Origin of the sequence: Streptomyces sp. G-G2, assembly GCF_030063135.1 — a bacterium.
GTDB lineage: Bacteria > Actinomycetota > Actinomycetes > Streptomycetales > Streptomycetaceae > Streptomyces.
Genome location: NZ_JASISO010000016.1, coordinates 51,938 through 78,161, shown reverse-complemented (window position 1 = coordinate 78,161; position 26,224 = coordinate 51,938). Strand labels below are relative to the sequence as shown.

Below are 26,224 nucleotides of genomic sequence, written 5' to 3'. Positions count from 1 at the left end.
CCGCTTCCCGCACCGCCACCGCTCACGCCCGGCTGCCGCGCCGCAGCAGGACCAGCGTGCAGCCGCCGAGCAGGAACAGCGTGCCGCCCAGCAGGGCGGCCACCGGCAGGCCGTCGGTGGACCCGGTCTGCGGCAGCGACCCCGCCGCGCCCGCGCTGGCCCCCGTCGTGCCCGCGCCGGACGTGGCCGTGCCTCCGCCGGACGCCGTCGGTGCCGGACGGGAGGGCGGCGGACTGCTCGCGCCGGGGCCGGCCGCCCCCACGGTCAGCGGCACCTCAACCAGTTCCTTCGTCGCGGAGATCGACACCGCGATGACGCAGTTCCCCGCCTTGGCCACGCAGTCCGCCCCGCCCGCCTTGGCCTTGACCGTGATCTCGGCCGTGGTCGCGTCGCTGGCCGCGCTGTGCCAGACCCCGGACGCGTCGGTCTTGCCGATGACTGCGGCGTCGGGTGACGTCTCGCAGTCCGTCGGACCGGCCGGCTTCGGCTTGCACAGACCGATCGGCACGAAACCCTGATTTGGGCTCAGCCCCTTCGCCGACACCGTGACCTTGTCCCCGACGGCGAGTCCGGTCGACTTGCTGACGGTCAGTGTCCCGGCGGCGGCGGCCGGCCCGGCCGAAACGGCGACCAGGGCCGAGGCCGCGGCGAGTGCGCTCGCGCAGCGGATTCTTCGTAGCGATGTCATGAGTTTCCTCCAGATGGGGACAGCGGGGACCTTCCGGGCGCCGCCCTCCGGCGGCCCCGGACGAGGGAGAGGACGCCGAGCACGAGACAGGCGACGGCCACGCCGAGGGACAGGGACCACACCGGGGTCGACGGCCCGCTCCAGTCGTTGCCGCGGCCACCGCTGGGAGCGGCGGCGGATGGCGCGGCCGGTTCGGCTCGGCCGGTGCCGGATGCCTCGCCGGGGACCGTCCCGCCCTCGAAACCGACCGCGACCTGAACGCTGTTGGCGGCGATCAGCGCGGGCGGGGTCCCGGAGGGCAGTGGCGCGACGCCGACCACACACGGCGTGGAGCGGCAGTCGCCACCGGCGAAGCGCGCGTGCACGGTGAGGGTGACCTGCGGGAGCAGTCCGTCGGGGCCGATGGTCACCAGCCGGGCCCCGCCGCCGAGGTCGCAGTCCTTGTTGCCGGTGTAACCCTTCTTGCACAGGCCGACGGCGACAGACGTCAGCCCGGCGCGGAACCCGGAGCCGTCGACGGTGATCTGCTGGCCCTCGGTCAGCCCGGTTGCCGCGGACACGTGAACCGTGGCGGTCGGCGTATCGGCGGCCCCGGCCGTGCCTGCCGCAATGGCGGCAGCGGCGAACTGGCCGGACAGAGTGAGCACCGTGGTCGCCGCGAGGGCCACCCGGCAGCTCCGGCTCTTCGTCGAGATCCTCACGGCATGGCCTTTCTGTTCCGTCGCAGGAGGGCTGTCCGGGAGCCGCCGGACGCGGGGAGCGCGATCGGACGCTGACCGGGGACGGCCTGCGCCGGGGCGGAGGCGACCAGGACCGCCGTCCCCTGGCCTGCGATGTGGCGCAGTACGGACGTGACCGCCGGATCGGCTGCGAGCGGCCCGCATCCGGGCCCGGTCAGGTCCAGCAGGAGCAGCGCCGGCTGCGCGATGAGGGTCTGGACCAGCCCGAGGACGCAGCGTTCGTCGGGGCCGAGCCGCCCGCAGGGGTCGGCGCCCTTCGCCGCGAGGAACGGGAAGGCCGCGCGGGCGGCCACCGTCAGCTCCGCCGCCCGCTCGGGGTCCAGATGCGCGGCTGCGGCCGCCACCGCGTCCGTCACCGAGACCGCGGGATGACCGGGGTGCAGAGCGCCCGTCCGGGCCGCGTCCGCCGGGTCCACGAAGGCGGAGAGCCGCAGGTCCCACCGGGCCCGCGCCTCGACGCGGGAGACGTCGTGGCCGCGCAGCCGCCAGGTTCCGCCGTCGGCCTTGCGCAGGCCGGCGAGGACCGCCAGTACAGCGCCCGCCCGTCGGCCGGGGAGCGCGTCGGTCAGGCATGCGATCTCGCCCGGCGCCAGCGTCAGGTCGAGACGGCGCACGGGCGGCGCCCCCGCCTGACGGACGCCGAGGCCGCGGACGGTCAGGGGGCCGTCGCAAGCACCGGCGCCGTTGTCGTCGTCCGGCTCGGCGTCCTGCCCGCGCCCGCGGTGCGCCATCGCGCCGGCGGCTGCCATGGCGGGCGCCAGGCCGATCACGGTCAGGGTGTCCGCGCCGCCCAGCAGCCGGCCGGACAGCGCGACGGCGGTCATCGCGGTCGCCCCGCCGAACAGCGCGGCGACGGCGTACCCGGCGTGCCCGGCAGCTCCCGCGTGCACGTTGTCCCGCGCGGGGGACGAGCCGGCGCGGGCCGCCGAGGTGGCAGCACCGCTGGTGAGGACGGCGGCCAGCGCGAGGACGAGCTGCCAGGGCCGGGCGGCGCTCGCGCATGCCGCCACCGCCGCCGTGAGCCCGGCCGCCGTGAACAGCGCCCCACGCAGGCCCGTACCCGTGCCCGTACCGGCGCCGGTGATCGGTCGGCGTCGGCCGGCCACGGCGACGCCGCTCGTCAGGGCCGCCGCCAGCAGCGCCGCGTAGGCGAACGGCCGGGCGCCCGCGCCGCCGAGCAGTTCCCAGCGGAAGACGACCAGGCTCTGCCCGGCGAACACCACGCCGAACACGGCCGCGCCCACGGCACCCGCCGTCCAGTGCGAGGCTGCGGCGCGCCCGGAGTCGTCCGGCGCGGCCCGTACGCAGGCCGGAGTGAGGAGCAGCGCGGCGAGCGCGCACGCGAGTGCGCAGGCCACCTGGGGGTGCTGCGCGAGGAGCACCACCGCGGCGCCCGCCGCACCCGCGCCCGCCAAGCAGGCGGCGTGCCAGGAGTGCCGCGGCCGGTAGAGGCGGAGAGAGCCGCCGCCGAGGGCCGCAGCCATCGCCAGCAGCGCCGCGAACACCAGTGGCGAGGCGAGCAGCGCGGCGGCCGGCGGTGCCGCGCCGGCCAGCACACAGGCCGCCAGTGCCCGCCGCGCGGCAGCCGTAGCCCTGCCCGGACGGCCCCGGCCTCGCCGCCGCAGCACCGTGCCGACCACCGCGGCGAGCAGCATGCCCGTCAGGAGGAGGTAGCGGACGGCCTCGCCGGGCATGCCGACGGGCCCTGCGAGCAGCGGCGCCGAGGCAAGGAACACGCCGGCGGCCAGCCCGGCCGCCGCAGCGGCACCCAGGTCCGGACGCGGGCGGGTGAGGAACAGGGGGAAGAGGGAGGAGAAGGCCATTACCGCTCCGTTTCCAGGGGTGACGCCCGCAAGGCGTCGGCGAACGCCCGTAGCGCTCGGAAGTCAACGAGCGCGGCGTCTCCCGCCAGTTCGCGGACCAGCGCCCGGGTACTGACCAGTCCGGGGTGCTCACCGTCCCCCGCGCCGGCCGCGAGGACCTCGGCCAGCCGGCCCGCGTCCACGAAGGCGGGAAGGGCGGCCGGCGCCGACCCGGGCGCCCACTCCGGCCGCCCCGCCCGGCGGCGCTCGACGCCGCGGCGTACGGCGACCGCTGCCGTGAACACGGTCAGCAGGGCGGCGAGGAAGGCCAGCCCCAGCAGCCCCCAGGGGTAGACATCGGTGCTGACGGCGAACTCGGCCGAGGCGTACCGTCCGCCGACCGAGTAGCGGCCGAACGCCGCGGCGGGAAGCCGTACGGGGATCCGGTAGGTCTGCTCCGCGTGCGGCGGCAGTTCGGCAGCCAGCGGGGTGCCCACCGGGAGGTCGGCGCTGCCGCCGGGCCCCCAGGCGGCGATCAGCGGCGCCCGCCCCAGCGGCCGGTCACCAGGGTTGCGCAGGGTTACGGTCAGCGTCCGGTGGGCGGGAGCGCCGAACAGTTCGGCGAACCGCGGCCCGCCGGACAGGGCCGCCGCGACGACATCGACGCGTACGGCGGGCACGGGCGCCGTCGGCGCCGCGTCGGCCGCCCCGGCCAGGGTCAGCGGGGTCTGGGCGCGCACCCCGCTCTGTCCGGCCACCGCCCGCAGCACACACGGGCACGCGGCGGGCGGCGCACCCGCGATGAGCGTCAGGCGGAAGGTGCCGTCGGCGGCCACCAACGCGACCGCGGCGCGCAGCGTGTCGCAGTCGGCGCTGCCGTGCAGCGCCTCGCCTCCGCAAACCTCGACCTGTACGGTCACGCCGGGCTGCCAGCCCGCCCCGGAGGCCTTGACCGGCAGGCCGGGGGCGGCCCGGGGATCGTCCACGGTGACGCTCGGCCCGGTCGCGGCGGCCGGGCCGGCGCCCGCCACCGACAGGACCGCCGCGGTCAGCAGCACGACGGCGGCCAGCGTCAGACTGACGGCGCGGCCCGGAGGTGCGGCCGGTACCTGGCGGCTGGTCATGAGACCACCCCGGTGCGGCCGGACCGCTTGCGGCGGAGCCAGCCCAAGGCGACCGCGAGGACGGCGAGGAGCGCGGCCACGGCGTCGAGCGTGGGCCAGGACAGGACGACCCGGCCGCTCTGCGCCGAGGTCGCAGGCAGGCCGGGCGCAGTGACGCGCACGGAGGCGGTGAGGTAGTCGAGGCCGGGGGCGTCCGGCCAGTCCGCGCTGATCTCGGCGCTCTGCCCCGGCAGCAGCAGGGGCAGCGTACGGTCGGCAATGACGCCGTGCCGCAGACCGAACAGTCCGTCGACCCGAGGTGAGACGGTGGGTCGCAGCGCCGCGTTGCCGGTGTTGACAACCGTGTACGTGAGCGTGGCGCGAGCCCCCGCGAAAGGCGTGCCCGACGGGTGGTGGCGGACGCGGACGGACCGGACGGCGAGTCCGGGAGTCACCGGCCCCTCCACCGTGAGCTGGATCCGGACGGCGATGGCCCGCTGAATGCCGACGTCGACCCCGGAGGCCTCGCCAGCCTGCTCGACGGCGTTGTTGAGCGCGACGATCCCGCCGACGTGGCTGCCGGGGGTGGCGTCGGCGGGCACGTGCAGCGTGAAGGGGATGTCCGCGGCCCGGCCGGGCGGGATGACCAGGGCGTTCGTACCGAGGGTGAGCCAGCTCCCGAGACCTGTCTGGGCCTCGCCTGCCTGGCGGTAGGCGAGCGCGCCGTCCCGGGGCGTGTTGTAGGCGTCCGAGCCGTAGACCTGGAAGGAGAGGGGGGCGCCGGACAGATTGCTGACGCGCACCGCGTCCTTGACGACCGAGCCGGGCGCAGAGTCCATGACGAAGGCGGGCCGGCCGGTGGTTCCGGCAGGCTGCACCGACCAGGAGCCGGTGCCGGTGACGGCGCCGGCTCGCACCGCCGCGGCGGCCGCGGGCGGGGCGCCCCCCAGCACGGCGGCCGACAACGCGGCCAACAAGGCGGCCAGGCAGGCCGATGCGACGCGGACGGCCGTGCTCACGTGCGTCCCGGCGGGTGCCCTCGGGGCCCGGCCGGGCGGGGGATCACTGCGTAGGGGGGTCATGGTTCCGCTCTTTGCCGGTGTCCGGCGGCGAGCCCGGGAGCTCGCCGCCGGCACGTTGCTCTGGGGAGGGGTCAGGACGAGGTCAGGACAGGGTCAGGCGCAGCACGGCCGCGTACTCGCCGCTCTGGACGATCTCCGGGACGCGCAAGTTCAGCGCCGCGCCCGCGTCGAAGTGGCCGCCGGTGACGGAGGCCGGGTCGGCGCTCGCCGCCTGGGTGCACAGCGCGGCCGCGGTGGCCGAGCTGAGCGGACCGGCGCTGCCCGGGACGACGGCGGAGGCCGCCGCCGAGCCCGGGTGCACCGTGCACTGCGGGGTCCAGGAGAGCTGTGAGGCGGGGATGGCGGCTCCGGCGGCGTTGCGGAAGTCGGTGACCGTGCCGACCAGCGACCAGCCTTCGGTGGTGCCGCGGAAGTCCTTGACCTCCAGGGCGCGCAGGCTGCCGGTGGAGTCGTGCGCGGTGCCGTCCACGGTCGCGGGGGAGAGGACCACTTCGCCGGGCTCGGCCGACATGGTCAGCGCGCCGCCGCTGACGACCACCTTCAGCGTCTGGTCGGAGCCGCCGCCGTTGGCGCTTCCCGACCAGGGCGTCTCGGCGGCGTCCCCGCCGTCCTTCTCCGTCGCCACGATCTTCACGGCCCCCACGGCTGGGACGAGGGTGGCGGTGAAGTTGCCCCGGGCGTCGACGGGGGCGGTGAGCCCCGCCCCGCCGACCGGCCGGCCGTCCTTGTCGAGGGTGGTGACGCTGACCTGGTCGCCGGGGTCGAAGCTGGCCCCGTTGACGGTGGCGCTCGTACCCGGCCCGCCGCCGCCGGGCGTGACCTGGAGTGCACGGCTGCCCAGGACGCCGAGGACCAGCGAGACGGTGGCGGAACCCTGGGTGATCTTCAAGCGGTGCGGCCCGGGGGCGGCGCCCGCGCCGACCGTCACCGTACCGGCCAGCTTTCCGTCGGCGCCGACCCGCAGGTCGGGGGTGAGGTCGGCGCCCGAACAGCCGGTGCCGGCCAGGCTGCACAGCTCGACCGTGCCGATCGGAGCGGCGGCGTTCCAGCCCGTTCCGGCCAGGGTGAGGATGTCCCCGGGGCGGGCGCCCGTGGTGTCCGTCGCCGGGCGGCCCGAGATGCCCGTGACGGCCGCGGTGGTGTTGCCGGCGGCCGGGGTGACGGTCATGGTGTGCAGGGCGGTGGCCGTGCCTTGCAGGGTGCAGCTGAGGGACAGGCCATAGCTCGGGATGTCGAGGGTGAGCTGGTCCGGCGTCAGCGTCACCGTGCCGGGCTGGGCCACGGTGAGCTTGCCGGTCAGGTCGGGTATCGGGATCTCGCCCTTGGCGGGGATCGGCGGGTTCGAGGCCGCGGCGGTGAGCGTGAGCGGCGCCTGCCCCGAAACGAGGATCTTGGCGGAAGGGACGACGCTGCCCGCGGGCAGTGCCACGGGGCCGTTGGCCGGGCCCTTGTCGGCGAGGCTGAGCTTGACGTCCACGCTCTCACCGGCCGCCGCGGTCGCCGGGGCGGTGAGGGTGGCGGTGGTGGTGAAGAGGGAGTGGGAGGAGCTGAAGACGCAGTCGTAGGTCACGGGTGCGCTGCCCGCGTGGGCGGGCGAACCGGCGAGGACCAGTGAGCCGGCCGCCGCCACCACCAGGGCGGCGAGCGTGGCACCACCCCGGGTCCGGGCGGATCTGGCGGGTTGAGGGTGCATGAGCGGTGGGGTTCCTCTCGAAGGGAGCGATGAGTTTCCCTGTACGGAACTTTGTTTCGCTTGTGTTCTCATATGGAGCCCTTCGCCCGCTCGGCGTGTCAAGGGTCGGGGCGTGCGGCGGGGTAAAAGCTGCGTTTCCGAGCCGCGCGTCTCGTGCGAAACGGCGGATCCCACAGCGAAACGAATCCATTGACCCGGCCTGCCCGCGCTCCTAGGGTGGGAAGCCGCCCAACTCCCCGACCGGGCCGCGTCCTCAGCGAATCGGAGAACCGCGCCATGACCGCGAACCAGCTCGCCCCCGTGCCCCGCTCCTACCTCTACGTCCCCGGCGACCGCCCCGAGATGCTCGCCAAGGCCCTCGGGCGCGGCGCCGACGCCCTGATCGTGGACCTGGAGGACGCCGTCCCTGCCTCGGGCAAGCAGCGGGCGCGGGAGCTGGTGCGCGCCTGGCTCACCGGCCTCGACGACCACGCCGATGTCCCGCGCGGTACCCCGGAGATCTGGATCCGCGTCAACCCGGGGGAGCGGGGGCGTGCGGAGAGCGCCCTGCTCGCAGCGCCCCGGGTGACGGGCTTCTGCCTCGCCAAGTGCTCCGATGCCGACATCGCCGCCCAGCACGAGACCCTGACCGCCGCCGAGGAGCGGCACGGGCTCGCCCCGGGCACCTTCGCCCTCGCACCGCTGCTGGAGACAGCCTCGGCGGTCCTCGACGTACGGCAGATCGCGCGGGCGCCCCGGGTGCGCCACCTTCAGCTCGGCGAGGCCGACCTGTGCGCCGAACTCGGCATCGAGGGACCCGATGTGACGGACCCGGACGGCGCGGCGGCTGGTGCGGCCCTGGTCGCCATCCGCATGGACCTCCTCCTCGCCTCGGCCGCTGCCGGACTGCTGCCCCCGGTCGGGCCGGTCAGCACCGACTTCACCGACCTCGACGCCCTCGCCCGCACCACCCGGGCCCTGCGCGGGCTCGGCTACCGCTCCAGGTCCTGTGTCCACCCGCGCCAACTGGGCACGGTGCACGCCGCTTTCACCCCCGGCCCGGAGGAGGTCGCCGCGGCGCAGACCCTGCTGGACCGCTTCGCCGAAGCGGTGCGGGACGGCTCGGGCGTCATCACCGGCCCCGACGGCCGCATGGTGGACGAGGCGGTCGTACGCGCCGCCCGCCGGGTGCTCGCCACCCGCCGCTGACCGGCCCACCGGCCGCTCTGCCCGCCCCGCCGCTATCCGATCCGCGTGAGGCCCAGCAGCGCGCCTGCCGCGCCGCGGGGCGCCCCACCCAGGGCGCGTACCGCCTCGACCACCCCGTCCGCGCGGGCTGCTCCGAGCACCGGCTCCGTGTTCAGCCGGAACTTGCCCGCCAACTGGGCCCGCGACAGTGGCATGCCCGGGCCGCCCAGTGAGCTGGTGACCCGCGACTGCATCACCTGGCCGCTGTGCGTACGCACCCGCAGTACCGCGCTGAAGGCCTGTGGGAACTCCGCGTCGCACTGCGGGTCGGCCACCACCTCGACCCGCTCCGCCAGCGCGAGCCGGCGCGGATCGGTGAATGCCTCCGGGGAGAAGTCCGCGTGCCGCAGCCCCGGGCCGGCGCCGTCCGCGGCCGTCTCCGACAGGAGCGCCGCCGCCACCGTGTACGGACCCGAGAACTTGGCGTGGTACGGTGTACGGGGGCGCGCCTTCTCGGCGTGCGGCTCCCCGATGGTGCGCCGGGGCGCCGCGGCCACTCCGAGTTGCGCGCTCGCCACATCCTCGGCGCGCAGCCCGGCTCGGCGCAGGGCCAGTGCGCAGTCGATCCCGGGGTGGGTGAAGTGGTTGGAGGGATACGGCTTGAACACGGTCCGCGCGTACTGCCAGTTCCCGGCCGCGCCCATCTCCTCCAGGCCGGCCAGCAGCGGCTGCGCCGTCCACCTCTCGTCCAGGAACGCCGTCAGGAATCCGAAGCGGCCTTCGATCACGGTCGGCGGCCCGGTGACCCCGCCCGCCGCGAACTGGGCGGCGCACACCCCGGAGTGGGCCGCCCACCCGCAGTGCAGGCGTTTGACGCTGCCGCCGGTGCGGTTCGCCTCGATCACCCCGGCGCCCATCGAGCAGGCGATGCCGATGGCGTGCGCCAGCTCGGCCGCGGTCAGCCCGTACAGCAGGCCCGCGGCCACGGCGGCGCCGACGGTGCCGCAGATCGAGGTGGCGTGCAGGCCCTTCTCGAAGAACACCGAGTTGCGCAGCTCCGGGTCGTAGGAGGCCATCCCGAGGCGGACGCACACCTCGCCGCCCGCCGCGAGCGCGGTCAGCAGCGCGTCCCCCGTTGCTCCGGTCGCCTCGGCGGCGGCGAGCGCGGCGGGCAGGACGGCGGCCGTGGGGTGCAGGACGGACGGCAGGTGGGTGTCGTCGAAGTCGAGGGCGTGCGCGAGGGTGCCGTTGACCAGGGCGGCCCGGTCGGCCGGCATCCGCAGGCCGCTGCCGACGGCGGTGGCCTCGCCGACCCCGCCGGCCGCGCGCGCCAGGGCCAGCGCCGCCGCCTGGGGCGAGGCACCCGCGTCCTCACCGGAGTGGGCGCCGAGCGCCCCCAGACTGTTGCCGAGGCAGTCCAGCGTGCGCGCGGCAGCGTCCGCCGCGATCTCCCGCGGTACTCCGTCGGCGCGGCACGCCGCCGCGAAGGCGGCCAGGCGCGCCGCGTACCCCTGACCGCTCATGCCCGGCCTTCCCTGTCGTGGTCGTGCAGGACGGCGAGCGGGCGTACAGGGGAGCCGGTGGCGCCGACGACCGGCAGAGGCGCGAGCATCAGCAGGAAGTCCGCCCGCCTCCGCGAGGCGAGTCCGGCGGGCTCGGTGAGCCCGGTGAGCCGCATCGTTTCGACGATGTGGATGCCCGCCTCGACCAGCAGCAGCCGGTGCACGGGCAGTTCGGCGTGCCCGCGCCCCGGCGGGACATGCTCGAAGGCGATGGTCTCCCCGCCGGTCACTCGCACCCCCCGCTCCGCGATCCAGGCCCCGGCCGCGGGACCGGGGCCCGGCGCCCCGCCCTCCTGGCCGGTGAAGACGCGCGCGTCAGCCCAGTGCCGGGACCATCCCGTCCCCAGCAGCAGCGCCTCGCCCGCCTCGATGTCCACGCCGGCCGCGTCCCGAGCTTTCTCCAGGTCGGCGACGGTGATCTCGTACCCGGCGGGCAGGACGGGGACGCCGTGCACGGCGGCGACGTCGAGGAAGACCGCCCGGCCCACGTACGCCGGGAACTCCTCGATGCCGTGCCGGGAGAAGCCCTCGTGGCTCTGCACCGAGGCCGCCGGGACGTCCCCGTGCAGCAGCCCGGCTTGTGAGACGTGGGCGAGGGCGTCGACGTGGGTGCCGACGTGGCCGCCGGTGACGATCAGCTCGTTCGCCGCGGAGCCGCCGTCGGCGCGTACGTGGTCGCCGTGGCGGCGTTCCAAGAGCATGCGGAAAGGCGGGTGGTTGGGTGACTGCGGCATGCCTCGGCGCATCGGCTGGGAGAGGTCGATCACGGGCGCGCCGGCGAGGGACAGCGGCCCGCTACGGTACCCGTGGACGCTGTTCATGGGGTCTCCAAGAGGGGGTCAGATCGTACGGTCTGCGGCGAGTTCGTCCAGCTCGCGCGGCGACAGGCCGAGCCGTGCGGCGTAGACGGCCCGGGTGTCGCGGCCGTGCGGGCGGCCGGTCCAGCGGATGGCGCCGGGCGTGGCGGAGAGCCGAAAGAGGACGTTCTGCATCCGGATCGGTCCCAGCACCGGATCCTCCACGGTCGTCAGCGAGTCCAGGGCCCGGTACTGCGGGTCCTCGAAGATGTCGGCGATGCCGTACACGGGGGAGATCGCGGCTTCGGCCTCCTCGAACGCGGCGATCACCGTGTCCCGGTCGCGGGCTGCGATCCACTCCCCGACCTGCCCGTCGAGCAGGTCCGCGTGCGCGGCGCGCCCGGCGCCGCCGGCGAACCAGGGCTCGGCGGTCACCTCCGGGTGCCCGACGAGCTTCATGACCCGCTCGGCGACGGACTGCGCCGAGGTGCTCACGGCCACCCACGCGCCGTCCCGGGTCGGGTAGATGTTGCGGGGGGCGTTGTTCACCGAACGGTTGCCCGTGCGTGCCGGCACGGTGCCGAGCTGGTCGTACGCGGTGGGCTGCGGGCCCAGCAGGGTCAGCAGCGGTTCGATGATCGCGAGGTCGACCACCTGCCCCGGCCCGCCGTGCACGTCGCGGTGGTAGAGCGCGGTCTGTACGGCCGAGGCGGCGACCAGCGCGGCCACCCCGTCGGCCAGCCCGAAGGGCGGTAGCGTCGGCGGGCCGTCCGGCTCGCCCGTCAGGGCCGCGAAGCCGCTCATGGACTCGGCGAGCGTGCCGAAGCCGGGCCTGCGGGCGTAGGGCCCGTACTGGCCGAAGCCGGTCACGCGGGCGATGACCAGCCGGCGGTTGGCACGGTGCAGGTCCTGCGGGCCGAGCCCCCAGCGCTCCAGGGTGCCCGGCCGGAAGTTCTCGATCAGTACGTCGGCCTGCGAGGCGAGCCGGAGCAGCAGATCCGCTCCGGCGGGGCGGCTCAAATCCAGGGTGACGGTGTGCTTGTTGCGGCCGAGCATCTTCCACCACAGTCCCTCGCCGTCCTTCGACGGGCCGTGGGTGCGGGCCGGGTCCGGTTGGGCCGGGTGCTCGATCTTGATGATGTCGGCGCCGTAGTCGCCGAGGACCGTCGCGGCCAGCGGCCCCGCGAACAGGGTGGCGCAGTCCAGCACGGTCACGCCACGCAGGGCAGCCGGAGCAGGCGGCGGGGCTGCGCGGGGGAGGGAAGGCTCCATCGGGGCTCACGCACCTTCACGGATCGCTGTTTCTCCTTGTGAAACGCTGTTCCGGAAAGCTAGCATGACCCTTCGTCACGAAAAAGGGAAACAGTGTTTCCCGTTAGCCCACGGGTGCGGAAGGGAGGTGCGGGCGGCGCCCCCTGCGGCTGCCCGGCCTGTCATGTCTCGTTACGACCTGCTCATCAAGAACGGCACGCTCATCCAGCCCCACCTCGGCGAGATCACCGCAGATCTTGCCGTGCGCGACGGGAAGGTCGCGGCCTTGGCCGACCGCATCGACACCTCCGAGGCCGCCGAGGTCATCGACGCCTCAGGCCGGGCGGTCTTCCCCGGCGCGGTCGACGCGCACTTCCATCTCGGCATCTACCGCTCCCTGGAACAGGACGCGGCGGAGGAGACCCGGTCCTCCCTGGTCGGCGGCGCGACGAGCGTCCTGTCCTACTTCCGCACGGGCGAGCACTACCTCAACCGGACCGGGGCCTACAGCGACATCTTCCCCGAGGTCCTCGCGGCGGTCGGCGGCCGCAGCCACACGGACTACGGCTTCCACCTCGCCCCGATGGACACCGCCCAGGTGCGCGAGATACCCGACCTCGTGGCAAAGCACGGGGTCAGCTCCTTCAAGTACTACATGTTCTACAAGGGGTTCAACCTGTCCGCCGACTCCCGGGACGCCAAAGGCTTCCGGATGGCCGAGGAGGGCGAGGAGTACGACCTCGGTCACCTTTACCAGCTCATGGAGGCGGTCGCCGCCGCCGGCGCCGCCCGCCCCCACGGCCGCGTCTCGCTCTCCCTGCACTGCGAACAGTCCGAGCTGATGAGGCTGTTCATCGACCGGGTCCGGCGCTCGGGCGACCCCCAGACCCTGCGCGCCTACCACGACGGCCGCCCGCCCCTGACCGAGGAGGTCGCGATCGCGGAGGCGGCCACCCTGGCCCGCGCCACCGGCTGCCCGGTCAACCTGCTGCACCTCTCCAGTGCCGCCGCCCTCGCCGGGGCCCGCGCCGCCCGTGCCGCCTCGCCCGGGCTGGACCTGCGCACCGAGGTGACCCTGCATCACCTGTGCCTGGACCACGAGAGCCTGGACGCCGCCGGCTGCGGCCTCGGTGCCAAGGTCAACCCGCCGATCCGCACCCGAGCCGACAACGACGCGCTGTGGGCGGGCGTGCTCGACGGCACCGTGGACTGGGTCGCCTCCGACCACGCCTGCTGCATGGAGGAGTCCAAGGGAGACGCTCTGTGGCCCGCGCTGCCCGGCTTCGGCGGCACCGCCCTCCTCTATCCGATCCTGCTCTCCGAAGGCCACCACAAGCGCGGCCTGCCGCTGCGCCGCGTCGCGGAACTGCTCTCCGCGAACCCGGCCGCCGCCTACGGCCTCACCGGCAAGGGGTCGCTGATGGTGGGCGCCGACGCCGACATCGTCGTCGCCGACCTGGACGCCGTCCGCACGGTCACGGCCGACCTGCTGCTGTCCGGACAGGACCACTGCCCCTTCGAGGGGCAGGAACTGCGCGGTTGGCCCACGGTCACCATCGTCGGCGGCCAGGTCGCCTACCGCGACGGAGCCGTCACCGCCGCCCCCGCCGGCCGCTACCTCGCCCGCTGAACGGATCCCGCTGACAGGCCCCTTGCGTTGACAGAGCGCCTCCACGCCCCCGACGATGACCGGGCGGTCACCTGACCGCCCGGTCATACGTCGGGGGAGCGCGCATGCCCACCACCACCTGGACCCACCTCCCGCCCGACCGGCGGGAGCGGATCCTGGTCGCCGCGATGGACGAGTTCGGCACCCACGGCTACTCGACCGGCAGCCTCAACGTCATCGCCCGGCAGGCGGGCGTCGCCAAAGGGTCTCTCTTCCAGTACTTCGCCGGAAAGCTCGACCTGTTCACCTACGTCGCCGAGCAGACCTCCCTGCGCATCTTCGAGGCCATGCGGCCCTGGCTCGACGGCTACAGCGGCGCCACGCCCGGTACCGACGGGCCCCGCGCCGCCCAGGACTTCCCCTCGTACCTCGTCGACGCGATCGTCGCCTGGGTCTCCTACTTCGAGACCCATCCCCTGGAACGGGGCGTGACCGCCGCCACCAACATGGAGATCGACCCCGTCGTACGCCAGGCCGTACTGGAACCCGTCCAGCACCTCTACCTCGCCGGACTGCGCCCCCTTGTCGAGGAGGCGGTCGCTGCCGGAGAACTGCGCGCGGACGCCGATGTCGACGCCCTCCTCTCCCTCCTTCTCCTGCTGCTGCCCCACACCGCCCTCGCCCCCTTCTTCCCGGCCGTCGCCGGACCCGTCGCACTGCCCCGGGGTGACCGGGCCGCCCGCCGTACCGCGATCGAACGCCTCGTGCGCCCCGTCCTCGCCGGATTCCGTCCGGCACACGCACCCGACTGATCAGCGCTGATCCGCCCGCCGACCCCGTCACCGCGCCCCGCGTGCCGGGGCTTTCGGCATGCTCCGAAGCGGCCCGCGTAACCGTAAAAGAATCACCGCCGCTCTGCTTGACGCGGTGCCCACGCTGGGGCCCAATGGGACCGCTGGAGAAACAAAGTTCCAACAGTGGAAACAGTCCGGCCCCTTCCGGGCCGGCCCGGCGACGCCGCGACGCCACGCGGCCTTCCCCCTGGGAGTCCCCATGAGCGACACCTCGCACCGACGCATGTCCCTCCCGCGCACCCTCTTCGCCGCGGCCCTGGCCGCCGCCGCGACCCTCACCGCCCTCTCGCCCGCCACCGCCGCGGAGCAGGCCCCCACCGGCGTCGTGAAGGTCTCCAACACCGTCGACGTCCGCTGCGCCTTCCTGGTCTACAAGCGCTCCGGCGACTGGTACTTCCCGTCCACCGCGCCCAAGGGCACCGTCTGGCTCCAGCACGGCTTCAGCCGTGCCAACGACCACCTGGAGGACATCGCCCGGCGCTACGCCGCCGCCGGCTTCGTCGTCTTCGCCCCCACGCTGCCCTCCGCCGACATGTTCGGCTGTACGGTCTCCAACATCGGGAACAACACCGCCTTCCTCAACAACGTCGCCGACCTCTTCGGCAAGGCCGCCGACCCGAACGACAAGCTCGGCCGCAGCTTCGCCGATGCCGCGGCCAAGGCCGGCCGGCCCGGCCTCCAGATGCCCGCCAAGTTCGTCTTCTCCGGTCACTCCGCAGGCGGAGAGGCCGTCAGCTACGTCGCCAACCGGCTCCGCACCCAGTACCCGGCGGCGTTCGCCCGCCTCTCGGGCCTCGTACTCCTGGACCCCGTCAACTCCTTTACCGGGCTCAACATGGCCAACGCGCTGAACGGCCTGAACACCACGAACCTGCCCATGCACGCCATCTCCTCGCCGCCCTACCTCGCCAACGGCCAGGCCTCCGGCACCCGCGAGCTGACCACCGACGTGCACCGGGACTTCCTCGGCATCCGGCTCAGCACGGGCTCGCACTGCGACGCCGAGGGCGCCAGCACCGACACGCTCTGCACCCTGCCCAACGGGGCACCCCAGGACGCCAACGTCGCCGTCCTCCAGGAGTTCGCCACCGTCTGGGCCGCCGACGATGTGAGCGGCACGGTCACCGCCACCCACCGCCCCGGCGGCAGCCGTTACGAGGCCCTGCGCACGGCCGGCACCATCCAGACCCTCAGTGGATCCTGAAACCGTTCCACGCGTGCCCGCCCCCGCGCCGACGGGGGCGGGCACGACCGCGCTCGCGGCCCCACCGGGTTAGTCCGTGCAGGTGGAGGCGGCTGACCGGCAAGGAGACGACGAAGCCCGCGCCCAGCGGCCCAGCGCCTCTTGGCCCCCTACGGGAGGGCCTCGCCATGCGTTCGACAGGGGGAGAGAGTCATGCCAACTCCGGAGGCCTGACGCCCCATCGCGGGGCACTGAAAAGGCAGTGGGGGGTGTCCAGGACCGCGTCGACAGTGCGGTGGGCGCGCTCTCGCGCCGCCGGGCGGTCCAGCAGCAGCGCGTCGAGCAGCAGGGGCGAGACGATCGCGGAGACGGCGTCCTCCCGTGCCACGCCGGTCAGGCCCGCGGGGGCCAGCGCGGTGCGGAAGGGTGCCAGCAGGTCTTCCACGTACCGGCGCCGCAGGTCCGTCATCGCGGAGTCCCATGCCGCCGCCGCGACGATGGCGTGCAGGAAGCCGCCGACCGGCTTGTCGCGCAGGCGGTCGCAGAGCGCGTCCACCTCGGCGTGCAGATCCGTCCGGGCCTCACCCGTTTGGGAGGGTGCGGGGCGCGGGGCGACCTCGATCAGCGCCGCCAGTACCACGTGAGGGGTGGGCCAGTGGCGGTAGATCGTCGACCGCGACACCCCGGTGGCGGTGTGCAAGCGCTGCGCGGAGAGCGCCGCTGCGCCCTCGGTGAGTAGCAAGTCCAGCGCAGCGGTCAGGACGACCGCCTCGGTGTCCGAGGTGGGTCCTGCGGGGCGGCCAGGTCGAGTCACCTGATTAACGGTACATCTTGTATCGGGTGTTTGTCAGCGCTACATTCCGTATCGGAATCCGAATCGGAGGGAGCCGCCATGCGGCCGCACGTGGAGCTTGTGGACGAGCGCGATCTGATCTGGCACATGGGGGAGTTCGAGCACGCGCAGGGCAGTACCCGGCAGCGCAACCTCAGCTACGACGAGGAGGACGGCTCGGCGTCGCTGAAGGTCTGCTTCGACACTGACTGGTCGCGGCCGGGCGGCGTGCACCACGCCGCCACCGAGTGGTACGTCCTCTCCGGCCAGGTGACCGTCGGGGACGCCGTCCTCGGCCCCGAGGGCTTCTGGATGGCGCCGGTCGGAGTCCGCACCCCCGCCGTCACGGCCGCGGCCGGTACGGAGATCCTGCTGTTCCGCGAGTACGGCGACTGGCGCTTCGACCTCGCGGATGCCGACCGGGAGGGCCTGCGCGCCGACCAGAAGCTGGTAGTCCTGCAGACCTCGGAGATGCCCTGGACCGACGTGCGCGACGGCAGCCCGATGCGCTTCGACCTCGGCGGCACCCCGGTCCCCGGCCTGTACATCAAGATGCTGCACCGGGACGAGAAGACCGGCTTCTACAGCAGGCTGATCAAGGCCAAGCCGGGCTGGCGCGAGGAGCCGCTCGCCCACCACCCGTGCACGGAGGAGGCGTACTGCCTCGAAGGCGCCTTCGACTACAACTACGGCAAGATGTGGCCCGGCACCTACTTCTGGCGCCCCGCCCTCATCCGGCACGGCGACTTCACCGCCGACGCTGAACAGGGCTGCACCTGGATCGTGCGCTCCGACAGTGATCTCGTGGACTGGTACACCTCAGAGGCCCGCGTCGTCATGCAGGGCCAGGCCACCAACTGGGGACCCGACCACCCGCACAGCGTCCCTCCGCGCTTCGTGGAACCGGTCCGCTCCCGAAGCGTCGGTCCGTGGGAGGACCCGTCCTACCAGTGACTCCCGCCCGGCGGAGACCGCGCTCTCGGGCGGACCTGGCCAGCTCGATCGTGGGCGTGGTGGCCGACAGCCACGCCGCGGCCTGCGAGCGCACCCCGCCGCAGCGCCCCCCGCGCCGGCTGCGTCCTGCGCGCGGGGGGACTGTAAAACTTCGGATCTGTCGCACTTGCGGTGGTGACGGAGGGTGACGCTGTTCACCCGCGAGCCCGCCGCTCGGCGCCCGCGATCCTCACGATCGCGGGCGCCGTCCTCTACACGATGCCCGCCGAGCGGCCTGAGCTGTACGCGGCCGCCGCACTGGTGCTCGCGGCGGCTGCTGCCTGGTGCCTCCCGCCAGGGCTGATCACAACCTGACACCGATCTGATCTTGGGGAGGCGTGCGGGGCAGACAGTCTTCCCTCCGCTGGATACGGTGTAAAGAACGCGTCAAGAAGAGGCGCGAGGTGTGCCGGGAAGTCTGGTCGGCGTCCTGGGGGCAGTGTGCCCTCTTGTCGTCGACACACCGGAGGCCCGATGCCATGGCCGGCACCCGCTCCCCCTTCCTCGGTTTGCTGCCCCTGCCCGAGCGGCAGGCAATCACCCGAGCCCTGCGCACCGAGACCGTCGGCGGCCTGGTCCTCCTCGGCGCGGCACTCCTCGCTCTAAGCTGGGCCAACAGCCCCTGGAGCGCGGCGTACACGTCCGTGCGCGACTTCCACTTCGGGATACAGGCCCTGGGCCTGGATCTGTCGGTGGGGCACTGGACGGCCGACGGGCTGCTGGCCGTGTTCTTCCTCGTCGCCGGGATCGAGCTGAAACGCGAGCTCGTCGTAGGCGAACTGCGCACCCCGGCCACCGCGGCGCTGCCCGTCATCGCCGCGCTCTGCGGGATGGCCGTACCCGCCGCCCTCTACCTGGCCACCGTCGCAGCCGGCGGAGGCAGCAATGCGGGCTGGGCGGTGCCGATGGCCACCGACATCGCCTTCGCCCTCGCCGTGCTGGCCGTACTGTCCACCCACCTGCCGGCCGCGCTGCGCGCCTTCCTCCTCACCCTCGCCGTCGTCGACGACCTCTGCGCGATCCTGATCATCGCGGTATTCTTCACCTCCGACCTGAACCTGTGGGCGCTCGCCGGCGCCTTCGCGAGCCTCGTGCTCTTCTACCTCCTCCAGCGGCTGCGGGTACGCGGCTGGTGTTGGTACGTGCCCCTCGGGCTGGCGATCTGGGCGCTGATGTACAACAGCGGCGTCCACGCCACCGTCGCCGGCGTCGCCATGGGTCTGATCCTGCGCACCACCGCCGACAAGGGTGAGAAGGTCTCGCCGGCCTCCCGGGCCTCGCACCTTATTCACCCGCTGTCCGCAGGCATCGCGGTACCTCTGTTCGCGCTGTTCGCCGCCGGGGTGAGCATCTCCGGCCCGGCCCTGAGCGCGGTGTTCACCAGCCCCGAACCCCTCGGCGTCGTGATCGGCCTGATCGCCGGCAAGACACTGGGCATCTTCGCCGGGACCTACCTGGCCGCCCGCTTTACCCGCGCCCAGCTCAACCCCGATCTGGCCTGGGCCGACGTACTCGGCCTGTCGGTGCTGGCCGGGATCGGCTTCACCGTCGCCCTGCTCATCGGCGAACTCGCCTTCCCCGGCACCCAGGCCGGCGAGCACGTCAAGGCCGCCATCCTGGTCGCCTCGCTGATCGCCGCAGTCTTCGCCGCTGTCCTGCTGCGACGGCGCAACACCCTCTACCGGCGCCTGTACGAGGCGGAGAACCTCGACGCCGACGCCGACGGCATCCCCGACATCTACCAGCGCGACATCACGGCGAAGACCCAGAGCACCGCTGTCCGGCCGGACGGGCAGCCCACCTGATGGCCGGCGGCGATGCCTCACCGCTGACACCCGTGATCGTCATCGCTGCCCTGGTCATCCGCATGGGCATCACCGAGCTCCGGTGCCCGGGCAGCGCCCGGCGCCAGTGGGTGTTCGCCACGCCCCCCGGGCCATGGCGGCTGGTGCGACGGTCACCGCGGCCACGCTCTTGATCGGCGGCACCCGCCAAGGCTGGGCGGCGGCCGCATGGGCCCTGCTCACCGGAGCGCTCACCGCCTTCCTCACCGGCCGCGACACCCCAGCCGCCTCAACCCATCCGAACAAGGAGCAGCCCGTGTCGGAGCGACAGGTCGGAAAGGTGATGGCCGCCATCGGCGCACCTCTCACCCTGGCCGGTGCGGCGATGTACTTCCTGCCCGGACCCGGCTTCCCCGTCCTCATCATCGGTCTGGCCCTGCTCATCACCGGCCTCGTCATGACCGCAGCCGGCCGCCGGTAGCACCACCGGCCCCTACCCGCCCCCGCACCGACAGGAACCGACGTTGACCTGGCAGTGGATCGGCCTGACCGTCTTCTCCCTCACCCTGCTGCCCGCCGGACTGGCGATGGCCGCCGGATGGGCACCCGCCCGCTGGCGCACCAGGCTCACACCGGTACGCGCCCGCGGCTGGGCCATCCTCGCCCTCTACGCAGCAGCACCCCTCAACGCGATTCCCCGCCTGGCCGGAGCGTCTCCGGAGGTCAGTCTGGCCTTGACCGCTGTCGCCGGGGCGCCCTGGCCTCGCTCAAAACAGTCAGCAACAGCGCCCGATGACATCCAAGACGCTCTCCCGATTCCCGGCCTGGTCGATCCTCGCCCGGTGGGCAACCCTCACCGGCATCCTCTGGCTGGCGAGCACGGCTCTCGGGCACCGCACACCGCTCGCGGCTTGCGCCGCGTCCGCAGCTCTCCTGGTCGCGGTCGGCGAAGCCGGTGACTGGCTGCGGCGACGCTGGACGGCGCACTGTGACAGCCGGTCACCGCGCTAGCGGTCCCCGGCTGTGGTGGCGGCGGCTTCGTCGTACGCGCCCACAGGGGCCTTCCCGCAAGCGTGCGCACCGGCGTGGAGGCCCCGGCCTGTCAGCGACCAGCAGGAGCGCCATTGCGCGGTCACGGCCGACGAGCGAAGGGCACGACCGTGCCGGACTGGTCGGTGAGTTCGGCTCGCAGGGCCTGGTTGTCGTGGTGGAGGGCGGCGATCGCGGTCGCGGCTGCCTTCAGCTTCATCTCCAGGTGCGTGCATTCCTGTGTCTTGGCGGCGAGCCTCTTACGGAGGCGGGTGATCTCGGCGTCCCGGCGGGCCTCTCCTGCCGTGGTCTTGCCCCGCTTGGCGATGTGGGCGTCCCATTCGGCGAGGATCGGCTGGGCTCGGTTCATCGTGGCGCGGCTGACCTGGGCTTCTCGCCACAGGTTCTCCTTGGTGAGCCGTCCGTTGGTGCGCTGGGGCTTTCCGGTGAACAGGCGCTGCATCGCGGCCCGCAGGGACCTCGCCGTCTCGGGTGAGACGCCGTCGGACGTGACGCGGCTTGGGGTGGTCATGCGGATGTGCCTCGAATCTTGTCCAGGACGGCCTGGGCGCGTTCGGCCTCTCTGGAGATCAGGGCCTTGCGGCTGGCGGGCAGGCCCGGTGTCTGGAGGAGTTGGAGCTGGGTGCGGAGGTGGGAGTCGTAGAGCGGGACGTGCTCGGTGCCGATCATGCTGTTGGGGCAGCGGTCGGGGCGGCAGCGGTCCTCCAGCGGGCCGGTGTGTCCCTCGGGGACGACCGCGTTCTCCAGGCAGACGGCCCCGGCCGGGTTGCGCTCGTCGAACAGGCAGTTGTTGAGTGTGCCGAACCGGATGGTGATCCGGGCCTTTCGCAGCAGGTCGTCCTCGACCCGGGCGTCCCCATGGCGTGCCTTGACTGTGGCCCTGACCTGGTCAAAGACGGCCTTGAGGCGTTCGGCCGCGGGACCGAAGCCGATCTCCTCGCCGCTGGCATGGGCCACGTAGAGATCCTTGAGCCGACGGAACCGGGCGGCGTGGACCGCGTCGTCGAGATGGTTGGCCCACGTGACGTCGGGCGCGGCGTAGCCGCGGGTGGCGCGGTTGGCCAGGGCCCGGGTGGCGATGTGCTTGAGCTGGATGCCCAGCGCGATTTCGGATCCGGCGAACTGGTCGGTGAGCATCGCCATCGTGCGGCGGAACATGTGGGGCCGGACCGTGCCGGCCGGGATCGGGTCCAGCCCGGAGTAGACGCGGCCGGCGTTGACGGCGGCGATGAAGGAGTCGACCATGTGGCCGCCGTCGAGCTCCTCGTTGACCGCGTGCGGGGTGAGCGTCGTGAAGACCCTGGTGGGGTGAGGGGAGAGGGCCTCGGCGACCGCGATGGCCTCGGCGACCGGCTCACTGATCCACCAGTGCTTACGCGGGCGCCCGTCGTGGCCCTTGACGAGGGTGGAGGCGATGGCGGGCGCGTTGTAGTGCTCCACCACGCTCCCATGGACGATCTCCTGCAATTCCGAGTCCCGCATCATCGACAACGCCGCCACCAGGACGAACGCGGCGTTTCGGAGGGTGGTCGCCAGGACGGACAGCTCGTAGAGATCGAATCCGGGATGCCACGGCCCGTGGCTGCCGTCCGTACGGGTCACCTCGGCCAAGGGCATTGGGTAGCCGAGGTGGTAGCGGCCGTCGGCGACGGCGCGCAGGACCTTCGCCCGCCGGCTCCGCGCCGCGGCCGACGACCGGCCGAACAGCGCCCCGCTGCGACGTTCGTTCACGCCGAGCTGCAGCGTAAGCATCGACCAGTTGACCTCGGGCGGCAGGTCCTTCGGCCACTGCGGGTCGTAGTGGCAGGGCACTTTCCAGTCCGGGTCCGCCAGGCAGGCGTCCAGGGTGGCGTCTTTCCCGGCAGCCGACGTGGCAGCGGCGTCCTTCAGCTGCTCGACCTGACGCAGGGCACGCAGGATGTCGGGGGCGAAGGTGTGCACGTACGCCCAGGCTGCCCGTACCAGTGGAAACCAGATGTCCGGCGGCACGGCCCTCGTGGAAAGTTCGCCGTCCCGTACGTCCTCGGCGACCTGTCCCGCCGTCTTGCCCGGCCACGGATCCTCGGCCGGCCAGGCACAACTCAGCGCCGGGGCGAAGAGCGACAACTTCTTCAGGAACGCGACATGCCGGGTCAGTGTCGGGGCCTTGACCGTCGTCCTCAAAGCTGTGATCCGCCGGCGCAGATCGGCCACGTTCCAGTGCGCCGGGTCATCGTCCAGGCCCTCGCTTCGTGCCCACGCGATCAGACCGCGCAGACAGCCCATGTTCAAGTTGATGGTGCCGATGTCCCAGGGAGCGAAGCCGAAATGGAGGCCGTTGGCCTGCAGCGTCTCGTGCTGCGGATTGGCCAGGATCATCGCCACCTCGCGGGCGAGGAGGTTCCAGTGCGGCTCGGCCAGCGTCCCGGCCAGGCGGATGCGCCACCACGACGGGTTACGGTTGGCGGGCTTGGCCACCACCCCGTTGAAGTCGAGGACTTCGGTGTCTCCGAAACGCGGCTGCCGGGCGCCTTCCCCGCGGGCCTGCGGCAGCAGGGGCCGGCCCTGGACGATCGGCTCGTCCGGCCGGAACAGGGACTGCGTACGAGCAGTCGGGCGGGGAATGATCATGCGTCGAACTCCACGTGAGCGGACAGCGGCAGGTCCAGCCGGACCAGTCCGTCGTTGATGTGCTGCCATGCCAGGGCCTTCTCCTGCTCGCTGTGCTCCTCCAGTACGGCACGGAGGTTGACGTAGGACTGGCCCCACCGCCGGGTGAAGGCTCGCGGATCGAGGCGGAGGCGTACCCTCTCCAGGTGCTCGGCGAGCAGGATCAGTTGCGGCAAGTGGCTGGGTAGGACCCAGGCGTTGCGGCACTCCATGCAGCGCAGCGGCGCGACCGCGCAGAGTTCCCCAGGCTTGCTGAATGGGGAGTCCCACGGGTTCTTGCAGTGGGAGACGCCCATGTCGAGTTCGCCCTGGATCATGCCGTCCGCCTGCTCCGCCTCCAGTCCGAGTTCCCGCAGCCGCTCGCTGTCCTCGGCGATCTCAGCCGCCTCCGGGGCGATCACGGTCGGCCCGTTCACCGCCTGCTCGAACCAGTGGGCCTGGGCCGTGGTGATGACCTTGCCGGACAGGATCCGCAGTGTGGTGCCCTGGGCGTAGTGGCCGGCGAAGGTTTCCTCGAGGTGGTCGTCGGCGGCGGCGCTGATACGGCCACCGGAGACGATGGCCTTCTCCACCTTGGTGGACTTCCGCAGCCGCCCGATGTGCGCCGGGCCGTCGACCGTGACCCCGACCGAGTCCAGCCAGTCGGTGAACCGCTGCCCTGCGGCGTTGGCGTTCCAGCGTCCGAACCTGAGGTCGTAGTACACAAGTGAGGGGCGCACGAACAGGGTGTCGGACGCCTCCGGGCATTGCCTCCGCGCCTGCTCCGTGACCTGCGCCAGCCGGCGCACGATCGCGCTCGCCTCACGCCGCGGTCGATCGAGCGTCTCTGCCGTCTCGGCCTTTTCATCCCCGGGGGCGTCGGGGAAGGCCCGATGACGCACGCGGTGGGCGCGCTCCTTGACCAGCGTCAGACGCACACCCTTCGGGAGGAACTCGATATCCGACAGACCGAAGCTGGTGACCTCCTCCGAGGCGTGCCCGGTGGCATCCATCAGCAGGACCCTGAAGGCGTGAAGATCCAGGTTCGTCGGGTAGAGGCGGCGCACCAGCTGCCAGATCAGATCCCGCCGGGCCCGCCGAGGTGCGACGGTCCCGTCCTTGCGTAAGATCATGTCGCGCAGCACCGTGGGCCACAGCGCGGTGGTCGGCGGGAGCCGGTCGCCGATCTGCCGGGGCAGGATCGCTCCCCGCGACAGGCCCCACAGCAGATCCGGCACATCCAGCCAGTCCCCTTCATCGGGATGCCGACCCTGCTCCGCCAGGGCCCAGCCCTCGGCCAGCCGCTTCTCCAGTGCGTGCACCGACGACCACGCGGCCTTGACCAGCGCCTGCTTGTCGGCCCGGCTAAACTCGTCCCGCTCCGCACACTCACCCCACCCGGTCAGAGTCATCCCGCGGGCGAACCTCGCCAGCGACTCGTCGACCCGGCGCTCGGGGTGGTCGTCCCGCCGCACGATCAAAGTCCGCACGCTCGAGGCCGCCATACCCGGCTGCCGTGAACCCTCCCCGTACGCGGCCGGCAAGGTGCGCTCCCACCGGGCCAGCAACGGCATCAGATCCACCGACTCCAGCGACAAGGCGGCCGAGTCCTCGGATGCGGCATCCATGGCCGCGCACACCAGATCAACCGCCCGCACGTAGTCCCGGGACGCCGAGGCCGACAGACCAGTAGCGTCGACGTACTCCACCCATTCATCAGCCAGCTCCGCGGCCAACCGCGGGCACCGGTAGTCCCCGGGATCGATGTACTGCAGCCGCTCCCGCCCCTGGTCATTGACCGCCACCACACGCACCCCGATCCGGTCCTCCCCGCCCGGAGCCCCCAGCGCCTGCCGCAGATGCGCCGTCCACTCAGCAGACCTCCGCCACTTGGTCCGCGCCATCAGCACGCCCCTGCCGGCTGCTCCAACTGGAAGGCCCTGGAGGCGATCTGTGCGTAGGTAGCCTCTTCCGCCGGGTCGCCGAGCCACCCGGCGAACGCCGCCTCGTACTCGTGCACCAGGTCGTCGGTGTACTCGAGGTACGCGTACGTGGTCTCCGGGCTGGAATGACCGAGCCTGCGGCTGACGATCAGCAGCGGGTTGTAGCGGATGTGCCCGCTCAAGTAGGAGCGATGCCGACGCCGCCGCGCCACCAGGTCCGGCTCGGCCCCGTCCATCTGCCGCTCCAGATAGGTCAACAGCTGCAAGGCGTACGTGTGGCGCAGATCGTGCCAGCGCCACCTCTTGGCCGGCAGCCGCGGCGTCGTCTCATCGGCCAGGGCCACCATCCGGCGCCACGCGGCGTGCCGGTACCGCTTCCAAGAGTCCGCCCCCGGCATGAGTCCGCCTCGCCCGAGAAACACCGCCATGGCCTCCAGCCCGAACTCGCCTTCCCACACCGTGATCCGGCGCAACTTCGGCGGCATCGCCTGCATCACGAACACCTGCCGGACACCGTCGAGCGTGCCGTGAACCCGGCCCGTTTCCGGCTCGACACGGGAGACGACGAACAGCTCCCGGTGCCGGCGCTCCAGCCGCCGGGCCGCGGTCGCGGTGAACTCCGGTCGCTCCAGCAGGCAGTAGGTCTCCACAGCCCGCACGGCCTGCTCGGGGAGGAAGACTCCCCGGGTCTTGCCGTACTTCGCGCACGCCTGGACGGTGAACTCGGTCTCGTCCCCAGGATGGTCCACTCCCATGCCGAGCTCGGGCAGCAGTACCGTGGCCCACTCCTGCCACCGCATCCCGCTGCACACCGCCAGATCCGCCCCCGCCCGGTCGCGATGCGGGGAACTCCCCCGGTAGGACCGGTTCAGCCGCGAGTCCGGGCCCTGCCCGCCGAGCCCGACATCCCGGAAGTACCGGTACTGCTCCAGACTCAGGTGCCGGATGTCCATCCCGCGCCGAGTCCTCGAACTCAGTGCGTTCCGTCCCCGTGACGCCACCCGCACGGGCCGCCGCCGCAGGTAGTTCTGCTCGACCGCGAAGGCGAAGAACTGGTCCAAGATCGATGATTCCTTCGACCACGCCGAAGAACCGATGGGCTTCTCCTGCAGATGCGTGCGCGACTTCTTGTAGGCCACCAAGTCGGCCTCGGTGGCCATGAGCACTGAGCGGTCACGCTTGGCCTGATGGGCATCGAACCGGGCCATGATCCGCCCGTAGTCCTTCATCGTGCCCTCGGCCAGATCCGCGTACGACATGCTCCGGCCCCACGCGCACAGGGGCTCCACCGGCATCATCGTCTCGTCATCCAAGAAGACCGGCGTGCCGTCGGAGATCCCGTGGAGCTCCAGCAACCGCGCTGCGTCAGTGCCCGTGAGAACCGGGCTGTCCAAATACCGGCGCACCAGCGCCATGTCAACCGTGAACAACTGCATGCTCGTCACCTCCCGAGACATCTGGGA

General features: G+C 72.8%; 23 protein-coding genes. 9 read left to right on the top strand and 14 right to left on the bottom strand.

Annotated elements, in window-relative coordinates; translation table 11 throughout:
* Positions 1-22 precede the first annotated feature (22 nt).
* The 6 genes from QMF80_RS15300 to QMF80_RS15275 form a co-directional block, all read right to left on the bottom strand.
* On the bottom strand, positions 23-688 hold the full coding sequence (locus QMF80_RS15300; RefSeq protein ID WP_283453473.1) for a neocarzinostatin apoprotein domain-containing protein: 666 nt from the start codon (positions 686-688) through the stop codon (positions 23-25).
* Positions 685-1,389: a neocarzinostatin apoprotein domain-containing protein gene (locus QMF80_RS15295; protein WP_283453471.1), complete on the bottom strand. Its 705-nt coding sequence runs from the start codon at positions 1,387-1,389 to the stop codon at positions 685-687. Before QMF80_RS15295 ends, QMF80_RS15300 begins: the two co-directional genes overlap by 4 nt.
* Positions 1,386-3,251: a P-loop NTPase family protein gene (locus QMF80_RS15290; RefSeq protein WP_283453469.1), complete on the bottom strand. Its 1,866-nt coding sequence runs from the start codon at positions 3,249-3,251 to the stop codon at positions 1,386-1,388. Before QMF80_RS15290 ends, QMF80_RS15295 begins: the two co-directional genes overlap by 4 nt.
* Complete coding sequence (locus QMF80_RS15285) at positions 3,251-4,354, bottom strand: hypothetical protein (protein WP_283453467.1); 1,104 nt, start codon at positions 4,352-4,354, stop codon at positions 3,251-3,253. Before QMF80_RS15285 ends, QMF80_RS15290 begins: the two co-directional genes overlap by 1 nt.
* Entirely contained in the window at positions 4,351-5,352 is a 1,002-nt protein-coding gene (locus tag QMF80_RS15280; RefSeq protein ID WP_283453465.1) for a DUF916 domain-containing protein, read from the bottom strand. The genes QMF80_RS15285 and QMF80_RS15280 overlap by 4 nt, the downstream gene beginning before the upstream one ends.
* 145 nt (positions 5,353-5,497) lie before the next feature.
* Positions 5,498-7,108 (bottom strand): hypothetical protein, encoded by a 1,611-nt coding sequence (locus QMF80_RS15275; RefSeq protein ID WP_283453463.1) that lies wholly within the window; start codon positions 7,106-7,108, stop codon positions 5,498-5,500.
* 276 nt (positions 7,109-7,384) lie between these two features.
* Here QMF80_RS15275 and QMF80_RS15270 point away from each other — a divergent pair, with 276 nt between their 5' ends.
* Positions 7,385-8,296, top strand: a complete 912-nt coding sequence (locus QMF80_RS15270; protein ID WP_283453462.1) for an HpcH/HpaI aldolase/citrate lyase family protein — start codon at positions 7,385-7,387, stop codon at positions 8,294-8,296.
* 32 nt (positions 8,297-8,328) lie between these two features.
* On the opposite strand, the gene QMF80_RS15265 is transcribed toward QMF80_RS15270, so the two are convergent.
* From QMF80_RS15265 to QMF80_RS15255, 3 genes are read right to left on the bottom strand one after another with little or no spacing between them, the layout of a single operon-like run.
* A complete protein-coding gene (locus QMF80_RS15265; protein ID WP_283453461.1) occupies positions 8,329-9,798 on the bottom strand; it encodes an MmgE/PrpD family protein in 1,470 nt (489 codons plus the stop codon).
* Positions 9,795-10,658: a cyclase family protein gene (locus QMF80_RS15260; RefSeq protein ID WP_283453460.1), complete on the bottom strand. Its 864-nt coding sequence runs from the start codon at positions 10,656-10,658 to the stop codon at positions 9,795-9,797. Before QMF80_RS15260 ends, QMF80_RS15265 begins: the two co-directional genes overlap by 4 nt.
* 18 nt (positions 10,659-10,676) lie before the next feature.
* Positions 10,677-11,906, bottom strand: a complete 1,230-nt coding sequence (locus tag QMF80_RS15255; RefSeq protein WP_283453459.1) for a CaiB/BaiF CoA transferase family protein — start codon at positions 11,904-11,906, stop codon at positions 10,677-10,679.
* A 163-nt stretch (positions 11,907-12,069) separates the two neighbouring features.
* Between QMF80_RS15255 and QMF80_RS15250 the strand changes: the two genes are divergently transcribed.
* The 3 genes from QMF80_RS15250 to QMF80_RS15240 all read left to right on the top strand — a co-directional run bounded on the left by QMF80_RS15250 (position 12,070) and on the right by QMF80_RS15240 (position 15,552).
* Complete coding sequence (locus QMF80_RS15250; RefSeq protein ID WP_283453458.1) at positions 12,070-13,515, top strand: dihydroorotase; 1,446 nt, start codon at positions 12,070-12,072, stop codon at positions 13,513-13,515.
* A gap of 104 nt (positions 13,516-13,619) precedes the next feature.
* Positions 13,620-14,306, top strand: coding sequence for a TetR/AcrR family transcriptional regulator (locus QMF80_RS15245; protein WP_283453457.1), 687 nt, complete (start codon positions 13,620-13,622; stop codon positions 14,304-14,306).
* 241 nt (positions 14,307-14,547) lie between these two features.
* On the top strand, positions 14,548-15,552 hold the full coding sequence (locus tag QMF80_RS15240; protein WP_283453455.1) for an alpha/beta hydrolase: 1,005 nt from the start codon (positions 14,548-14,550) through the stop codon (positions 15,550-15,552).
* A 190-nt stretch (positions 15,553-15,742) separates the two neighbouring features.
* Here QMF80_RS15240 and QMF80_RS15235 read toward each other — a convergent pair whose 3' ends face one another.
* The gene (locus tag QMF80_RS15235; RefSeq protein WP_283453453.1) at positions 15,743-16,345 is read right to left on the bottom strand and encodes a TetR/AcrR family transcriptional regulator C-terminal ligand-binding domain-containing protein; all 603 of its coding nucleotides are present in this window, start codon (positions 16,343-16,345) and stop codon (positions 15,743-15,745) included.
* A gap of 78 nt (positions 16,346-16,423) precedes the next feature.
* On the opposite strand from QMF80_RS15235, the gene QMF80_RS15230 reads away from it, so the two are divergent.
* From QMF80_RS15230 to QMF80_RS15210, 5 genes are all read left to right on the top strand, one after another.
* Entirely contained in the window at positions 16,424-17,317 is an 894-nt protein-coding gene (locus QMF80_RS15230; protein WP_283453451.1) for a DUF4437 domain-containing protein, read from the top strand.
* Between the two features lie 174 nt (positions 17,318-17,491).
* Complete coding sequence (locus tag QMF80_RS15225) at positions 17,492-17,671, top strand: hypothetical protein (RefSeq protein WP_283453450.1); 180 nt, start codon at positions 17,492-17,494, stop codon at positions 17,669-17,671.
* A gap of 164 nt (positions 17,672-17,835) precedes the next feature.
* Entirely contained in the window at positions 17,836-19,161 is a 1,326-nt protein-coding gene (nhaA, locus tag QMF80_RS15220) for a Na+/H+ antiporter NhaA (RefSeq protein WP_283453448.1), read from the top strand.
* Between the two features lie 133 nt (positions 19,162-19,294).
* A complete protein-coding gene (locus QMF80_RS15215) occupies positions 19,295-19,621 on the top strand; it encodes a hypothetical protein (protein ID WP_283453446.1) in 327 nt (108 codons plus the stop codon).
* A gap of 311 nt (positions 19,622-19,932) precedes the next feature.
* Positions 19,933-20,151, top strand: coding sequence for a hypothetical protein (locus tag QMF80_RS15210; protein ID WP_283453444.1), 219 nt, complete (start codon positions 19,933-19,935; stop codon positions 20,149-20,151).
* A 121-nt stretch (positions 20,152-20,272) separates the two neighbouring features.
* On the opposite strand, the gene QMF80_RS15205 is transcribed toward QMF80_RS15210, so the two are convergent.
* From QMF80_RS15205 to QMF80_RS15190, 4 genes are read right to left on the bottom strand one after another with little or no spacing between them, the layout of a single operon-like run.
* Positions 20,273-20,701, bottom strand: coding sequence for a hypothetical protein (locus tag QMF80_RS15205; protein ID WP_283453442.1), 429 nt, complete (start codon positions 20,699-20,701; stop codon positions 20,273-20,275).
* Positions 20,698-22,800 (bottom strand): integrase, encoded by a 2,103-nt coding sequence (locus QMF80_RS15200; protein WP_283453440.1) that lies wholly within the window; start codon positions 22,798-22,800, stop codon positions 20,698-20,700. Before QMF80_RS15200 ends, QMF80_RS15205 begins: the two co-directional genes overlap by 4 nt.
* On the bottom strand, positions 22,797-24,722 hold the full coding sequence (locus tag QMF80_RS15195; RefSeq protein ID WP_283453438.1) for a hypothetical protein: 1,926 nt from the start codon (positions 24,720-24,722) through the stop codon (positions 22,797-22,799). Before QMF80_RS15195 ends, QMF80_RS15200 begins: the two co-directional genes overlap by 4 nt.
* Positions 24,722-26,197, bottom strand: a complete 1,476-nt coding sequence (locus QMF80_RS15190) for a site-specific integrase (protein WP_283453436.1) — start codon at positions 26,195-26,197, stop codon at positions 24,722-24,724. The genes QMF80_RS15195 and QMF80_RS15190 overlap by 1 nt, the downstream gene beginning before the upstream one ends.
* Positions 26,198-26,224 lie beyond the last annotated feature (27 nt).

Excerpts from the sequence above, each read along its gene's own strand:
- QMF80_RS15300 (WP_283453473.1), bottom strand. The coding sequence starts at position 688 with ATGACATCGCTACGAAGAATCCGCTGCGCGAGCGCACTCGCCGCGGCC.
- QMF80_RS15290 (WP_283453469.1), bottom strand. The coding sequence starts at position 3,251 with ATGGCCTTCTCCTCCCTCTTCCCCCTGTTCCTCACCCGCCCGCGTCCG.
- QMF80_RS15285 (WP_283453467.1), bottom strand. The coding sequence starts at position 4,354 with ATGACCAGCCGCCAGGTACCGGCCGCACCTCCGGGCCGCGCCGTCAGT.
- QMF80_RS15275 (WP_283453463.1), bottom strand. The coding sequence starts at position 7,108 with ATGCACCCTCAACCCGCCAGATCCGCCCGGACCCGGGGTGGTGCCACG.
- QMF80_RS15270 (WP_283453462.1), top strand. The coding sequence starts at position 7,385 with ATGACCGCGAACCAGCTCGCCCCCGTGCCCCGCTCCTACCTCTACGTC.
- QMF80_RS15265 (WP_283453461.1), bottom strand. The coding sequence starts at position 9,798 with ATGAGCGGTCAGGGGTACGCGGCGCGCCTGGCCGCCTTCGCGGCGGCG.
- QMF80_RS15260 (WP_283453460.1), bottom strand. The coding sequence starts at position 10,658 with ATGAACAGCGTCCACGGGTACCGTAGCGGGCCGCTGTCCCTCGCCGGC.
- QMF80_RS15255 (WP_283453459.1), bottom strand. The coding sequence starts at position 11,906 with ATGGAGCCTTCCCTCCCCCGCGCAGCCCCGCCGCCTGCTCCGGCTGCC.
- QMF80_RS15250 (WP_283453458.1), top strand. The coding sequence starts at position 12,070 with ATGTCTCGTTACGACCTGCTCATCAAGAACGGCACGCTCATCCAGCCC.
- QMF80_RS15245 (WP_283453457.1), top strand. The coding sequence starts at position 13,620 with ATGCCCACCACCACCTGGACCCACCTCCCGCCCGACCGGCGGGAGCGG.
- QMF80_RS15240 (WP_283453455.1), top strand. The coding sequence starts at position 14,548 with ATGAGCGACACCTCGCACCGACGCATGTCCCTCCCGCGCACCCTCTTC.
- QMF80_RS15230 (WP_283453451.1), top strand. The coding sequence starts at position 16,424 with ATGCGGCCGCACGTGGAGCTTGTGGACGAGCGCGATCTGATCTGGCAC.
- nhaA (WP_283453448.1), top strand. The coding sequence starts at position 17,836 with ATGGCCGGCACCCGCTCCCCCTTCCTCGGTTTGCTGCCCCTGCCCGAG.
- QMF80_RS15215 (WP_283453446.1), top strand. The coding sequence starts at position 19,295 with ATGGCGGCTGGTGCGACGGTCACCGCGGCCACGCTCTTGATCGGCGGC.
- QMF80_RS15210 (WP_283453444.1), top strand. The coding sequence starts at position 19,933 with ATGACATCCAAGACGCTCTCCCGATTCCCGGCCTGGTCGATCCTCGCC.
- QMF80_RS15205 (WP_283453442.1), bottom strand. The coding sequence starts at position 20,701 with ATGACCACCCCAAGCCGCGTCACGTCCGACGGCGTCTCACCCGAGACG.
- QMF80_RS15200 (WP_283453440.1), bottom strand. The coding sequence starts at position 22,800 with ATGATCATTCCCCGCCCGACTGCTCGTACGCAGTCCCTGTTCCGGCCG.
- QMF80_RS15195 (WP_283453438.1), bottom strand. The coding sequence starts at position 24,722 with ATGGCGCGGACCAAGTGGCGGAGGTCTGCTGAGTGGACGGCGCATCTG.
- QMF80_RS15190 (WP_283453436.1), bottom strand. The coding sequence starts at position 26,197 with ATGCAGTTGTTCACGGTTGACATGGCGCTGGTGCGCCGGTATTTGGAC.